The organism is Streptomyces lateritius (assembly GCF_014649715.1).
Classification (GTDB): Bacteria; Actinomycetota; Actinomycetes; order Streptomycetales; family Streptomycetaceae; genus Streptomyces; species Streptomyces lateritius.
In genome coordinates, this window is the sequence record NZ_BMTO01000019.1 from 83,329 (window position 1) to 97,975 (window position 14,647).

The 14,647-nt window shown below is 71.9% G+C and carries 11 protein-coding genes; 8 read left to right on the top strand and 3 right to left on the bottom strand.

The genetic code is table 11. From position 1 onward, the window contains the following. Nucleotides 1-77: 77 nt before the first annotated feature. Nucleotides 78-1,628 (top strand): FadD3 family acyl-CoA ligase, encoded by a 1,551-nt coding sequence (locus IE136_RS30990; RefSeq protein WP_158988145.1) that lies wholly within the window; start codon nt 78-80, stop codon nt 1,626-1,628. 47 nt (nt 1,629-1,675) lie between these two features. On the opposite strand, the gene IE136_RS30995 is transcribed toward IE136_RS30990, so the two are convergent. Beyond that, entirely contained in the window at nt 1,676-3,076 is a 1,401-nt protein-coding gene (locus tag IE136_RS30995) for a DUF2079 domain-containing protein (RefSeq protein WP_189601957.1), read from the bottom strand. A 94-nt stretch (nt 3,077-3,170) separates the two neighbouring features. Here IE136_RS30995 and IE136_RS31000 point away from each other — a divergent pair, with 94 nt between their 5' ends. The 3 genes from IE136_RS31000 (at nt 3,171) to IE136_RS31010 (ending at nt 6,448) form a co-directional block, all read left to right on the top strand. Beyond that, nucleotides 3,171-3,851: a response regulator transcription factor gene (locus tag IE136_RS31000; RefSeq protein ID WP_158988143.1), complete on the top strand. Its 681-nt coding sequence runs from the start codon at nt 3,171-3,173 to the stop codon at nt 3,849-3,851. Then, a complete protein-coding gene (locus tag IE136_RS31005; RefSeq protein ID WP_229819324.1) occupies nt 3,844-5,334 on the top strand; it encodes a sensor histidine kinase in 1,491 nt (496 codons plus the stop codon). The genes IE136_RS31000 and IE136_RS31005 overlap by 8 nt, the downstream gene beginning before the upstream one ends. A gap of 436 nt (nt 5,335-5,770) precedes the next feature. Then, a complete protein-coding gene (locus IE136_RS31010; protein ID WP_189601958.1) occupies nt 5,771-6,448 on the top strand; it encodes an LppU/SCO3897 family protein in 678 nt (225 codons plus the stop codon). Between the two features lie 203 nt (nt 6,449-6,651). Here IE136_RS31010 and IE136_RS31015 read toward each other — a convergent pair whose 3' ends face one another. Both IE136_RS31015 and afsR read right to left on the bottom strand, forming a co-directional pair. Continuing rightward, complete coding sequence (locus IE136_RS31015) at nt 6,652-6,876, bottom strand: hypothetical protein (RefSeq protein WP_189601959.1); 225 nt, start codon at nt 6,874-6,876, stop codon at nt 6,652-6,654. A 224-nt stretch (nt 6,877-7,100) separates the two neighbouring features. Next, nucleotides 7,101-10,058 carry an SARP-family global regulator AfsR gene (gene afsR, locus IE136_RS31020; RefSeq protein ID WP_158988139.1) on the bottom strand — a complete coding sequence of 986 codons (2,958 nt, stop codon included), beginning with the start codon at nt 10,056-10,058 and terminating at the stop codon, nt 7,101-7,103. 153 nt (nt 10,059-10,211) lie between these two features. Here afsR and IE136_RS31025 point away from each other — a divergent pair, with 153 nt between their 5' ends. The 4 genes from IE136_RS31025 to IE136_RS31040 all read left to right on the top strand — a co-directional run bounded on the left by IE136_RS31025 (nt 10,212) and on the right by IE136_RS31040 (nt 14,521). Next, nucleotides 10,212-11,429: an amidohydrolase family protein gene (locus tag IE136_RS31025; RefSeq protein WP_158988138.1), complete on the top strand. Its 1,218-nt coding sequence runs from the start codon at nt 10,212-10,214 to the stop codon at nt 11,427-11,429. 14 nt (nt 11,430-11,443) lie between these two features. Next, nucleotides 11,444-12,364 (top strand): LLM class F420-dependent oxidoreductase, encoded by a 921-nt coding sequence (locus tag IE136_RS31030; RefSeq protein ID WP_189601960.1) that lies wholly within the window; start codon nt 11,444-11,446, stop codon nt 12,362-12,364. Nucleotides 12,365-12,536: 172 nt separating this feature from the next. Then, nucleotides 12,537-13,298, top strand: a complete 762-nt coding sequence (locus IE136_RS31035; RefSeq protein WP_189601961.1) for an SDR family NAD(P)-dependent oxidoreductase — start codon at nt 12,537-12,539, stop codon at nt 13,296-13,298. 98 nt (nt 13,299-13,396) lie between these two features. Further along, nucleotides 13,397-14,521 carry an LLM class flavin-dependent oxidoreductase gene (locus IE136_RS31040; RefSeq protein ID WP_189601962.1) on the top strand — a complete coding sequence of 375 codons (1,125 nt, stop codon included), beginning with the start codon at nt 13,397-13,399 and terminating at the stop codon, nt 14,519-14,521. Nucleotides 14,522-14,647 lie beyond the last annotated feature (126 nt).

Below are 14,647 nucleotides of genomic sequence, written 5' to 3' on the forward strand. Positions count from 1 at the left end.
TCCCCGTTCGCGAGCTGCTGACAGCGCGTCAGGCTACAGCTAATCTGACGAACAGTCAGCTAAGGGGAGTGGTGGAGATGACGCGCGGCGACCTGGAGTGGGGCTCGGTCCCGGGGCTGGTGCGGGCGGCGGCCGAGCGGTACGGGAGCGCGGAGGCGGTCGTCGAGGGCCGTAGCCGCATCTCGTACGAGGAGCTGGGCGAGCGCGTCGAACGCGCGGCGGCGGCGTGCATGGCCTCCGGGGTCCGGGCCGGCGACCGGGTCGCGATCTGGGCGCCGAACACCGTGGACTGGATCGTCTCGGCGCTCGGAGCGGTGACGGCCGGGGCGGTGCTCGTCCCCCTGAACACCCGCTTCAAGGGCACGGAGGCCGCCCACGTCCTGCAGCGCTGCCGGGCGAAGCTGCTCTTCGTGACGGGTACGTTCCTGGGCACCTCGTACGTCGCCTCCCTGCGCCGGGCGGGAGCCGAACTCCCGGCACTGGAACGGGTGGTGGTGCTCGGCGACGCCGCGCCGGAGGACTGGACGACCTGGAAGTCCTTCCTGGCGGAGGGGGACGAGGTGACGTCGGCGGAGGTACGGCGGCGGGCCGACGCGATCGCCCCGGAGTCCCCCTCGGACATCATCTACACCTCGGGAACGACCGGCCGGCCCAAGGGGGCGGTGATCACCCACGCCCAGACCCTGCGCTGCTACGAGGTGTGGAGCGACCTCGCCGGCCTGCGGGAAGGCGACCGCTACCTCATCGTGAACCCGTTCTTCCACACCTTCGGCTACAAGGCCGGGATCATCGCCTGCCTGATGCGGGGCGCGGTGATGATCCCGCAGCCCGTCTTCAACGTGGACACCGTCCTCGCGAACATCGCCGCCGAACGCGTCTCGGTCCTCCCCGGCCCGCCGACCCTCCACCAGTCGCTCCTCGACCACCCCTCCCGCTCCTCGTACGACCTCTCGGCGCTTCGCCTCGTGGTGACCGGGGCGGCGGTCGTCCCGCTCCGGCTGGTCGAGCGCCTGCGCGGCGAACTGGGCGTCGGCACGGTCCTCACGGCGTACGGCCTCTCCGAGGCGAGCGGCATCGTCACCATGTGCCGCCGCGGCGACCCGCCGGAGGTCGTCGCCACCACCTCGGGCCGCCCGATCCCCGACACGGAGGTCCGCCTCTCGGACGCGGGCGAGGTGTTGGTCCGGGGGCACCACGTGATGCGCGGCTACTTCGAGGACGAGCCGGCCACCGCCGAGGCGATCGACCCGGACGGCTGGCTCCACACGGGCGACGTGGGCGTCCTGGACGCGTGGGGCAACCTGCGGATCACGGACCGGATCAAGGACATGTTCATCGTCGGCGGCTTCAACGCCTACCCCGCGGAGATCGAGCAACTCCTGGGCCTGCACCCCGGCATAGCCGACGTGGCGGTCATCGGCATCCCGGACGCGCGGCTGGGCGAGGTCGGCAAGGCCTTCGCGGTCCGGCGTGCGGGGGCGCGGGTGACGGGCGACGACCTGATCGCGTGGGCCCGCCGCGAGATGGCGAACTACAAGGTCCCGAGGGAGGTCGAGTTCGTGACGGAGCTGCCGCGGAACGCGAGCGGGAAGGTGATGAAGGGGGTGCTGCGGGGCGGGGTGGAGTGAGGGGTCCCCTGCCGGTGGGGCTTCGAAGGCCTCGGGGTGTCACCGACTCACCCGTCCGGCCGGCGGAGGACCACCACACCGTGGTCCTCGTGGATCCGGCGCCAGCCGAGAACCTCCGCCCGGTGCAGGACGGCTCCGACGGCACCGGCCGGGAAGAGGTCCCTCGTATCGGCCACGATCCAGTCCACCGGCGCCACCCGGTCGGGACGATCGGGCCGGTCGAGCACCCCTCGGGCCACGAGACGCACGCGCGCGCGGTCGGTGAGGTGCGGCGCGAGGCTGTTGCTCGCCGCGACGCGGGCACCGTCGGGTACCAGCCGGAGCGCGGCCCGGGCAGCGCCCTGACGGGGACTGTCCTCCCAGAAGCCGGGCGTGGCCAGATCGCGCAGGGGCTGGCCCGGCAGGAGCACCAGTGCGACGAGGAGCGGGGCGAAGTGGGGTATGCGCGCTCCCCGGCGGAGCGCGTCGATCAGGGCGGCGAAGGCTACCGGGACGAGGACGGCGGAGTAGTGCAGCTCCGGTCCCCAATAGGCCGGGTTGGGGGAGGTGAGCCGCCAGGCCAGGGTGGGCAGCAGAAGCCAGGCGAGCGGGCTGCGCAGCACAAGGCCGAGCGTGACGGCCAGGAGGGCGGCGAGGGTGAGCGATTTCACGGGCCAGCCCTCGAGCACCCCGTGCGCGTACGGCTGGTTCAGATAGCCGTACCGGCCGTCCGGTGCCCACGCGGGCAGCACGACGCACACGACGAGCACCGTGGAGGCGGCGCCGAACGCGCAGAGCGCGGCACCGCCGCGGCGATGGTGGCGCATCAAGAGCAGTCCGAACACGGCCGTGGTGACGCCCAGATCCTCCTTGACGAGAGGCAGGCAGGCGGCCCAGCAGGCGGCGGCGCGCCACCGGCCGTCGAGGTGGGCTCGGCAGGCCAGGGCCAGCAGCGGAACGGCGAAGGCGACTTCATGGAAGTCGAAGCCGGCCAGCTGCTGCAGTCCCCAGCACAGGCCGAAAGCCAGCCCGACGGACACGGCGGCGCCGGGATGGGGGAGATGACGCTGGGCCGCACGGGAGATCACGTACACGGACACGGCCACGAGCCCGGACTGGCCGAGGAGCAGCACCTCGACGTGGGGGAAGAGCCGGTACAGCGGCCCCAGAAGAGCCAGGACCGGGTGGAAGTGATCGGCGAGCAGCGGATACGCGTCGCCGTCGAAGCCCGGCGGGGCCGTCGCCGTACGGATCTCCGACGCGGGCGTCCGCAGCTCGGCGTACGAGCGGACGGCCTGCGCGAAGATCCCGAGGTCGTAGCCGCTGGTGCCGAAGCGTCGATGCTCGCGGAGGGAGTAGACGGCGTACAGGACGAGAACGACGGCGGAGGTGAGAGCGGGCGCGGCGCGGGTGCGACGCGGGCCGACGGCCCGGGGGAGCACAGGGCGACGGGCGGACAGAAGTGCCATGGAGCGACCGTCGGTGATACCCGCTGAGGCGCACCTGAAGAAGGCTGAGGATTTCTTCAGCCGGCCGTCTCCGGGGGAGGCGATACTGCGCCGTATGCGGTTGTTGGTGATCGAGGACGAGGAGCGGCTGGCCGCTTCCCTGCGCCGGGGCCTGACGGCCGTCGGCTACACCGTCGACGTCGCGCACGACGGTGTGACGGGCCTGCACCTGGCACGGGAGCATCGTTACGGCGCGATCCTGCTCGACCTGATGCTGCCGGGGCTCAACGGCTACCAGGTCTGCTCCCGCCTTCGTGCCGAGCGGATCGAGGTACCGGTGATGATGCTGACGGCGAAGAACGGGGAGTACGACGAGGCCGAGGGCCTCGACACCGGAGCCGACGACTATCTGGCCAAGCCCTTCTCGTACGTGGTCCTGGAAGCACGCTTGCGGGCGCTGCTGCGCCGTGGCGGATCCCGCGTTCCCACCCTGCTGGAGTGCGGGGACCTCTGGCTCGACCCCGCCCGCCGGGCGTGCGGGAGAGGAGAGAGCGTCATCGCGTTGACGCCGAAGGAGTTCGCCGTGCTGCAGACGCTGATGCGGCGGATGGACGAGGTGGTGCCCAAGCTCGACATCCTCGACGAGGTGTGGTCGGCGGATTTCACGGGCGACCCGAACATCGTGCAGGTCTACATCAGTGCCGTGCGCAGAAAGGTCGATCTTCCCTTCGGGAGGAAGACCGTCGAGACGGTGCGGGGCGGCGGGTACCGGGTGTCGGGGTTCGCCGGTGCGTGAGCCAGGTGCCCGTGCGGTGTGGGCCACGGGAGCGGCTGCCTGGCTGGTGGTCGTGGTGGCGGTGGGGTGGCTGGAGTACGCGGACCGCCGGGCGGGCCCGCCTCCGCCGCAGGGCACGCCGCTCATGCTCGAGGACCGCGTGGGTCCGCAGATCGAGCTGCTGGCCTGGCCGGGACACCTGGTGGGCGCGGGGTTCGTCGCGGTCGTGTGCTGGGCGGTGGGGCGCGGCCACAACAGGACGGTACGGGTCCGGACGACGTTCGTCGCGGCCCTGACCTCGGAAGGGCTGTATGCCACCTACGTGTGGTGGCTCACGCAGGAGAACCCGCAGAAGCCGTGGATCGTGGCCGAAGAGGCCTTCCGGTGGGGGCTGATGTTCATCGGGCCGTCGGCGGGCGGGCTGACGGCGGCGGCCGTCTGGATCGCTCTCGGGCGGGGAGCGGGCCGTCTCTCCTTTCCCGGACGCCTCGTCCTGACGGCGGCGGGCGCGACAGGCGTGCTGTCTCTGAGCGGGGTGTATCTGCTCAGGCAGGCGAGAGAAGAGGGAGCGGGGGAGTCCATCCGCGAGGTCTACTGGATCGCCTGCACCACGGGGGTGCCTCTCGTGGCCCTGCTCACCGGGGCCCTCGTGCACCTGGCGGCCGCCCGCGCCCTTCGCCCGGTGGAGGCGATCCGGCGGGAGCTGGAGGACATCACCAGCCACTCCCTGGACCGGCGGGTCCCGGTGCCGGCGACGGATGACGTGATCGGCCGCCTGGCCCGGACGACGAACGACACGCTCGACCGGCTGGAGCAGGCGTCGGCGCGGCAGCAGCAGTTCGTCGCCGACGCGGCCCACGAACTGCGCAGCCCTCTCGCGGCCCTGCGCGCCCAGCTCGAATCGGCGCTCCGTCACCCCGAAGGCGTCGTCTGGGGCTCTGTCGTGGAGGGTGCCGCCACGGACGTCGTACGGCTCCAGGCGCTGGCGGACGACCTCCTGCTGCTGGCCGGCATGGACGGAACCCGGCACCGGGCCCGGGTGGTGGAGGACGTCGACCTGTCGGCGGTCGCGGAGGATCTCGTCCGGGAACACGCGCATCTGCCCGAGGCCGGGACGCTGAAGCTGCTCTGCGAGACGGAGGGCCCGGCCGCGGTCGTCGGCGACGCACGACAGCTGGAACGCCTGGTCCGCAACATCCTCGGCAACGCGTGCAGGCACGCCGACTCCGCCGTGACGGTGGCGGTACGCACCGACAGGGGCTCCGTCGTCCTCGAGGTCCTGGACGACGGCCCCGGCATCCCGCCCGCCGACCGCCACCGCGTCTTCGACCGCTTCACCCGCCTCGACGAGTCCCGCGCCCGCACCGCGGGCGGCGCGGGCCTGGGCCTCCCGATCGCCAGGGAGATCGCGGCGCGTCACGGAGGGACGCTGACGGTCGAGGAGAGCGCGCGGGGAGCGCGGTTGGTGGCGCGCCTGCCGTGCGGGCTTCACCCTTCGGGGTGATGCGGGCCATTTCCCCTGTCGGCATGGTCATTGGTACGGCAACGAAGAAGTACACAGTCACCCTGCCTGAGGGGCTGACGGAGCAGATCCGTAAGGACACGTCCTGGACAGTGGGGGCCTGTCGAAGTCCGTCCTCGGTGAGCCGGCCATGAAGGCCCGCCTGAAGGAAGCCCACCGCAGCGGAATCCGTGTCGGGACGAGTTCCATGACCTTGATCAAGGCCTACCACGACAAGGTGCCGTACGCCGCCTGGAAGTGGTTCCACTCCCGGATCGTCGTACCCGTCACGGACGACGGGTTCAGGCGGTCTGGCCGGGGGGAGTCGCAACCAACTCCCCCCGCGCCGGCGTCATGTGAGCCGTAGCCCTCGGCAAGGCCGCTCCGTGGGGGCCAGGCAGTCTGCGTCCGTCGCACGCTCACCTCCTGGAGGAAGCCGGTGTCGTCGCAAGAAGTCCTCATATCCCTCACCCCGCAACAGGCCGCTACCGGCGTCATGTTCACCGTCACCCTGCCGACCGGCCCCGCCCACATCCGCATCCCGCCCAGCAGGGACGGCGACCTCGTCCGGGCCCGCCTGGGCGACGGCGAAGTACTCCTGCGGGTCCGGGTCACCGGGCAGCCCGTGGCTCCGGCCGCCCGGAAGTCCGGTGGTCTGGGCTGCCTGGTGACAATCGGAGTCGTCGGCGCGGTGATCGCCGCCCTCGTCCTCACGAACGACAGCGACGACGACAGCGGCAGCGCCGCCACTCCCACCGTCACCTCGTCGCCCACCGTCACGCCCAGTTCGTCGTACGACGACCCGTTCGACACCCCGACCACCGCCGCCCCGACGACGGAGCCGCCGCCCGACCCGTACACGGCGTGCACCTGCCTCAACGGAACGCTGCCGGACTCGACGACCGCGCAGCGCGTCAGCGACGTGGAAGAGGTCTCCTGCTCGGCGTCGGACGCCCACTACCGCGTGATCCAGACGATCCCTCTGACCTCGGACCTGAACCGCTGCCGGTCCAACCCGAAGACGCAGTACGCCTTCTCCTACCGCTACACGATCAACGGCGCGACGATCAACGAGTACGTGTACTGCCTGGTGGGGCTGGGCGCGTACGCCCGGTGACGCCGGACACGGGAGGAGGGGCCGGGCAGATGCCCGGCCCCTCCTTCGTGCTGTCCGGTCGCGGCGCGCCGCGCTCTGTCCGCCGGGTTCCCCCGAGCTCGACGGACGTCCCCCGAGCGCTTGCGCTGCTCACTCCCGGACGGTGACGGCCCCGGCGACTCCCCCGTTCGTGCCGCCGCGGCCGTTCCCCGTGGGGGAGTGGTCTACTTCGCCGGCTCCGACGTGGCGTGCAGGTTGTCCGTCGATGCGTCGGCGTTGACCGGGGTGCCGGTGGCGTGCAGGTTCTGCGTGGTGATCTTCTTCGTGATCGCGTCCACCGCCGGCTCCGACGTGGCGTGGAGGTTCTTCGTCGTGATCTCCTCGCCACCGCCGGTCGCGTGCAGATTCGTCGGCTTGATGACCGGCTCGTTCGAGTCGATGTCGCCCATGGTGATCAACCTCCTGTTAATGCCTCAAGTGGTGGGCGAGGACCGCCCGGCTGTTCCCCCGTGGACGGCCGGGCGGCCCTCTCAGGGCCGCTCACCTTAGTGCGTAGGAGCGACGGCCTTACCAGCGACCCGTCTGCCCCCCGACGCGACGGGTCGATGAGAAGAAGCATGCAGGCCGGCGATAAACGAACGATGAACGCCCTGGCAGGGCGGGTCCGGGGCGGTCAGGCGGCCGAGACGGGGGTGAGCAGGGCCCGCACCTCGTCCGCTTCCGGCGAGCCCAACTCTTCGTAGATGGACAGTGATTCCTGCCAGCACACCTGCGCACGGCCCGGCTGTCCGATGCCGTTCAGTGCTCGGCCGAGCACCATGAGGACGTTCCCCCGGCGCCACTCGCCCCCGATGTCCCGGAGCACGGTCAGCGCCATCTCCGCACCCGAAGCGGCGGCGGCGTACTGGCGAGCCGCGATGTCGACCTCGGCGATCCGGAACAGGGTCATCCCCTCCCAGAGCCGCTGCCGGCTGTCGCGGAACACCGCGAGGGCCTCCCGGAGCCGCGCGGCCGCCGCCGTGAGCTGCCCGCTCGCCGTGAGGGCCATGCCCAGGGCGTACCGGCCGTTGGCGCCCTTGAGGGCGTGGCCCATCTCGTCGTACCGGTCGGCACCCTGCTGGGCCAGCCTGACCGCCTCCGCCGTCCGTCCGGTGGCGAGGTAGATGCGCGAGAGATTGCACAGGGCAGCCGCTTCGCCCGCCCGGTCGTCGCAGTGACGGAACTGGGTGATGGCCCAGGCCAGGTGCTTCTCTCCGTCGTCGTATCGCATCTGGTAGAGCGCGATGGCTCCGCGATTGTTCGCCGCCCAGCAGCCGGGCAGCGGATCCGCGACGCTCCGCGCGAGCCCCAGGGCCTCCTCCGCCTCGTAGTCGGCCTGGTCGAACCGGCCCTGGTAATGGTGGACGTACGCCAGGGCGTTGGCCGCACGGCCCTCGGCGCGGGTGTCGCCGGTGTCCCGCGCGGCCTCACGCAGCCCCGCCGCGACCGCCTCGTACTCCTTCGAGTTCGCGCCCGACTCCGCCAGGTCCAGCGACGCCCACAGCAGGTCCACCGCCCGCCTCAGCGTCCCCGCCCCCGCCGACTGCCTCACGCACGCCAGCAGGCAGTTCGCCTCCGCGTACAGCCAGTCCTGGGCGGCGTGGCGGTCCGTGAAGGTCAGGCCCTCGTACTCCGTCGGTTCCAGGTGGTCGACCAGGCGGTCGCCCGGCCTTTCGATCGCGTACACCCTCGCCGCCGTCGAGAGGTAGAAGTCGAGCAGGCGGGACAGGGCCCGCTCCCGCTCCGCCGGGGGCTGTTCGTCACGGTCCGCGCACGCACGCGCGTAGAGGCGAACCAGGTCGTGGTAGCGGTAGCGCCCCGGGGCCGCGGATTCGAGGAGGGAGGTGTCGACGAGGGCTTCGAGCAGGTCCTCGGTGTCGTGGAGCGGCAGGTCGAGGACGGCCGCCGCCGCCGTCAGGGAGATGTCCGGGCCGTCCGCGAGGCCCAGGAGGCGGAAGGCGCGGGCCTGGGCCGGCTCCAGCTGGCCGTAGCCGAGTTCGAAGGTGGCCTTGACCGCAAGGTCACCTGCCTGGAGCTCGTCCAGGCGGCGGCGCTCGTCCGCCAGCTTGGCCGCCAGGGCCGCGACCGTCCACGTGCGGCGGGCCGCCAGCCGGGAGGCCGCGATACGGATCGCGAGCGGCAGGAAACCGCACGCGGCGACCACGTCCAGCGCGGCCTCCCGTTCCGCCGAGACCCGCTCCACCCCCACGATGCGGGTGAAGAGCCGCAGCGCCTCCTCCGGGGACATCACGTCCAGGTCCACCAGGTGCGCACCCGCCAGGTCCACCATCCGGATCCGGCTCGTCACCAGGGCCGCGCAGCCGGCCGTGCCCGGCAGCAGCGGACGGATCTGGGCCGCGTCCCGCGCGTTGTCCAGGAGCACCAGGATCCGGCGGCCGTCGAGCGTCGAGCGGTACAGCGCGGCCCGCTCGTCCAGCGAGTCGGGGATCGCGGAGTCCGGGGTGCCCAGCGCGCGCAGGAACGCGCCCAGGACCGTCTCGGGCGCCGCCGCCCGGGAGCCCGCGCCCTGGAGGTCGACGTACAGCTGGCCGTCCGGGAAGTGCGGCCGGGCCTCGTGGGCCACGTGCACGGCGAGGGTCGTCTTGCCGACGCCGCCGATGCCCGCGAGCGCCGAGACGGCCATCACGGAACCCTCGGCGGCGACGAGCCGGTCGCCCAGCTCCCGGACGAACGCGGCCCGGCCCGTGAAGTCGGGGACGGTGGCCGGGAGTTGTGCCGGGCGGGAGACGGTGGGGGCCGGCGCCGACTCCTCGACCGGCCGGGCCAGTTCGGCGTCCGCCTGGAGGATCCGCTGCTGGAGCCGGGACAGCTCCGGGTTCGGGTCGACGCCCAGCTCGTCGGCGAGGAGCCGGCGCGTGTCGGCGTACACGGCCAGCGCCTCGGCCTGCCGTCCGCTGCGGTAGAGCGCCAGCATCAGCAGCTCGCGCAGCCGCTCCCGCAGGGGGTGGGCCGCCGTGAGCGCCGTCAGCTCCGAGACGGCCTCCGCGTGCGCGCCGGCCTCCAGATCCATGTCGAGTCGCGTCTCGACGAGCTGGAGCCGCCACTCCTCCAGACGGGTCCGCTGCGTCTCGGCGTACGGCCCCGGTACGGACGCCAGCGCCTCGCCGTCCCACAGCCCGAGCGCCTTGTTGATCCGTGCCCGGGCCGCACCGCGGTCCCCGCCCGCCCGCAGCTTCTCCGCCTCGGCGGCCAGCTCCTGGGCGACGGTCAGGTCCAAGGCGTCCCGGTGCGGCCGGATGGCATAGCCGCCGGACTCGCTGACCAGGACCCCGGGCGGCAGGATCTTGCGCAGCCGCGAGGCGTAGGTCCGTACGGCCGCGAGCGCCTGCGAGGGCGGCTCCTCACCCCAGATGGCGTCGATCAGCTCCGAGGCGGTCGCCGTGCGCCCGTCACGCAGGAGGAGTGCGGCCAGCAGTGCCCGCTGCTGCGGCGACCCGGACGGCAGGGCTTCGCCGTCCCGCCAGGCGCGCACCGGACCGAGCACCCCGAAACGCAGGTCCTGCCCGACTTCGCCGGGACCTGTCGACGGGGCTCGCTGCCCCGGAACCCGCGGGCCGTTCTCACGGTCCATAGCTCCCCCTGCCCACCGCTGGTTTCGCCCAAGACAGTCTGCCTTGTCCGGAGGGGGCGCGTCAGCATCGGGTCACTGTCTGCACAAGGTCTGCCACAGGTTCCCGGCGTCAGCTAGCTGACGGGTCGTCAGATCGGCGCTACCGTGAAACGCATGGAGACCTTCCCGAAGATCATCTCGGTGGACGACCACACCGTGGAGCCCCCGCACGTCTGGCGGGACCGGCTTCCGGCCCGGTACCGGGACGTCGGGCCCCGGATCGTCCGTGCGCCCCTGAAGGAAATGACCTTCCTCGGTGGGAAGTTCGCGCCCGTCATGGGTGCCGAGGGGGACGACGGGCCCATCGGGGACTGGTGGGTGTACGAGGGCCTGCACCGGCCGCTCACCCGGCTCGACACCGCCGTCGGTTACGACCGGGACGAGATCAGGCTCGAGATCATCACCTACGAGCAGATGCGGCCCGGCTCGTACTCCGTCCCCGACCGCCTCGCCGACATGGACGTCAACCACGTCCAGTCCGCGCTCTGCTTCCCCACCTTCCCCCGCTTCTGCGGGCAGACCTTCACCGAGGCGGACGACCGTGAGCTGGGGCTGCTCGGCGTCCGCGCCTACAACGACTGGATGGTCGAGGAGTGGTGCGGGCCCGAGGCGCGCGGCCGGCTCATACCGCTCACGCTGATTCCGCTCTGGGACGCGGAGCTGGCCGCCGCCGAGGTGCGCCGCAACGCCGACCGGGGGGTGCGGGCCGTCGCGTTCTCCGAGATCCCCCCGCACCTCGGGCTCCCGTCGATCCACACCGACCACTGGGACCCGTTCCTGCGGGCCTGCGACGAGACCGGCACCGTGATCGCGATGCACATCGGCTCCTCCAGCCGGATGCCGTCCACCTCCGCCGACGCCCCGCCGGCCGTCGGCTCCACCATCACCTTCGCCAACTGCTGCTTCTCGATGGTCGACTGGCTCATGAGCGGCAAGTTCGAGCGCTTCCCGAACCTCCGGATCATGTACGCCGAGGGCCAGATCGGCTGGATCCCGTACATCCTCGAGCGCGCCGACGTGGTCTGGGAGGAGAACCGCGGCTGGGGCGGGGTCGCCGAGAAGGTGCTGCGGCCGCCGTCCGAGCTGTTCGCCGGCCACGTGTACGGGTGCTTCTTCGACGACGCCTTCGGGCTCGGGAACCTCGACGCGATCGGGGCCGGCAACGTCCTCTACGAGACGGACTACCCCCACTCCGACTCCACCTGGCCCAAGTCCCGCGAGGTCGGCGAGGCCCAGATGGGCCACCTTGCTCCGGATGTCGTCGAGCGGATCGTGCGCGGCAACGCGATCGAGCTGCTCGGCCTGACCGCCGACGGCCTGTGGCGTCCGTAGGAGGAGGGGTTCCCATGGTCGTGTACGGGATGCAGCTCCCGGTCCAGTCCCAGAGCACCCTCTACGCCGAACCCTGGGAGGCCGGCGCGGGCCCCGCCGATCTCGCCGAGATCGCCCGGACCGCCGACCGGACGGGGTTCGACTACGTCGCCTGCTGCGACCACGTCGCCATCCCGCGCCGCCTCGCCGGGCCGATGAGCACCGTCTGGTACGACCCGGTCGCCACCCTCTCCTTCCTCGCCGCCGTCACCGAGCGCGTCCGCCTCCTGTCGCACGTCGCCGTCGTCGGACTGCGTCACCCGCTGGTGAGCGCCAAGGCGTACGCGACCCTCGACCATCTCTCCGGCGGCCGTCTGGTGCTCGGGGTCGGCGCGGGGCACGTGCGGGAGGAGTTCGAGGCGGTCGGGGCGGACTTCGACGGGCGCGGCCCGGTCCTCGACGAGACGATCGACGCGCTCCGGGAGGCCCTCGGGCCCGAGGAGTATCCGGAGTTCGCCGGGGAGCGCTTCGCGTTCAAGGAGCTCGGACAGCGGCCCCGGCCCGCCCAGGAGCGGGTGCCGGTCTGGGTCGGCGGCTCCTCGCCGGCCGCCGTGCGCAGGGCCGCGCTCAAGGGGGACGGCTGGCTTCCGCAGGGGGATCCCCGCGACCGGCTCCCCGCGCGGATCGCCCGGCTGCACAGGCTCCGGGCGGCGGCCGGGGTGGAGGGCCCGATCACCGTCGGGGCGATCACGGAGGCGCTCCACGTCGGCGAGGCCGGCTGGGACGTCGGCCGCCGGACGCTGACCGGGAAGCCCGAGGCGCTGGCCGAGTCGCTGCGCGCCTACGGGGAGATGGGCGTGCACCAGATCCAGGTCCGGTTCCGTTCCCGGAGCCGTACCGAACTCACCGACCAGATGGCGGCGTTCGCGGCGGAGGTCGCCCCCCACCTGAACTAGGCGGTGTCTTGTGCGTCTTGCCGGGCTCGCCACGCCTGGCGCGCACGCTCGCTGCGTCGTCGTCAGTCGTCGACGCTGCGCGTGGGCCTCTTCCTCCGCCTCGCGATCGCACGCACCGGACGCCGCTCGCTGATCCGGCCTGATCCACAAGACACCCCCGAGGAGAGCGCACATGGGCAAGCTGGACGGCCGCGTCGTCGTCATCACGGGCGCGGCGCGCGGGCAGGGCGAGCAGGAGGCGCGGCTCTTCGCCGCCGAAGGGGCCAGGGTCGTCCTCGGGGACGTCCTGGACGACCTCGGGAAGGCGCTGGCCGAGGAGCTCGGGGAGGAGCGGGCCCGTTACGTCCGTCTCGACGTCACGCGCGAGGAGGACTGGACGGCGGCCGTCGCCGTCGCCAAGGAGCGCTTCGGGCGGATCGACGGCCTGGTCAACAACGCGGGCATCCTGCGCTTCAACGAGCTGGTCTCCACGCCGCTCGCCGAGTTCCAGACGATCACGCAGGTCAACCAGGTCGGCTGTTTCCTCGGCATTCGGGCGGTGGCGCCGGAGATCGAGGCCGCCGGCGGCGGGACGATCGTGAACACCGCTTCGTACACGGGCCTGACGGGCATGGCGGGGGTCGGCGCGTACGCGGCCACCAAGCACGCCGTCCTGGGGCTGACCCGGGTCGCGGCGATCGAGCTGGCGGCGAAGAGGATCCGGGTGAACGCGGTCTGCCCGGGCGCGATCGACACCCCGATGAGCAACCCGGAGGGGGTCGACCCGGCGGCGACGGCCGAGCTGTACCGGAAGCTCGTGCCGCTCGGGCGGATCGGGAAGCCGGAGGAGGTGGCGGCGCTCGCGCTCTTCCTGACCTCCGAGGACTCCGCGTACATCACGGGGCAGCCGTTCGTGATCGACGGCGGCTGGCTGGCGGGAGTGAGCCTGTTCTGACGCTTCGTCAGCTATTGACGCACCCGCCGCACGGTGCCACAGTCGGGCACATCACAGATCTGACGATGCGTCAGAAATCGCGAGGACGGTGAACCCCCTTGGAATTCGGGATCTTCGTGCAGGGATACGTCGGCAAGCGCGCCGAGACCGATCCCGAGGCCGAGCACAAGGCGCTGATGGAGGAGACCGAGTACGTCGTCCAGGCGGACGCCTCCGGCTTCAAGTACGCCTGGGCCTCCGAACACCATTTCCTGGAGGAGTACTCGCACCTCTCGGCGAACGACGTCTACCTCGGGTACCTGGCCCACGCCACCGAGCGGATCCACCTCGGCTCCGGCATCTTCAACCCGCTCGCCCCGGTGAACCACCCGGTCAAGGTCGCCGAGAAGGTCGCCATGCTCGACCACCTCTCCGGCGGACGCTTCGAGTTCGGCTCCGGCCGCGGCGCCGGCTCCCACGAGATCCTCGGATTCATGCCGGGCATCACCGACATGAACCACACCAAGGAGATCTGGGAGGAGACGATCGCCGAGTTCCCCAAGATGTGGCTCCAGGACGAGTACGTCGGCTTCCAGGGCAAGCACTGGTCGCTGCCGCCCCGCAAGGTCCTGCCCAAGCCGTACGGGAAGTCCCACCCGGCCATGTGGTACGCGGCCGGGTCACCGTCCTCGTACGCCATGGCCGGCAAGAAGGGGCTCGGTGTCCTCGGCTTCAGCGTGCAGAAGGTCTCCGACATGGAATGGGTCGTCGAGTCGTACAAGACGGCGATCAAGGAGGCCAGGGCGGTCGGTGACTTCGTCAACGACAACGTCATGGTGACGTCCACCGCGATCTGCGCCGAGACCCACGACAAGGCGGTCGAGATCGCCGCCGGCGGCGGGCTCAACTACCTCCAGTCGCTCCTCTTCCGCTACCACGACACCTTCCCCCGGCCCGAGGGCGTCCCGGAGTGGCCCGAGCTGCTGCCGGAGTACAGCGCCGAGATCATCGAACTCCTCATCGCCGAGGAGCTGATGATCTGCGGCGATCCGGAGGAGGTCACCCGCCAGTGCAAGCGCTGGGAGCAGGCCGGCGCGGACCAGCTCTCCTTCGGGCTGCCGATCGGGATCTCGTACGAGGACACGATGAACACGATCAAGCTGATCGGTGAGCACGTGATCCCGAAGATCGACACGGACCCGGTCCATCGCACGACCCGCTTCCGCCAGGCGGCGGGTTCCTGACCGGGGCGGTGTCTTCCCGGACCGCCGCCCCGCACCGGCCCCGGCCGGGGACGTCGTAGCCGCGGCCGGCTACCGCGACCCCGGCCGGGGCATGCCCGCGCCCGGCGCCGGACGCGGAAAGCCCGG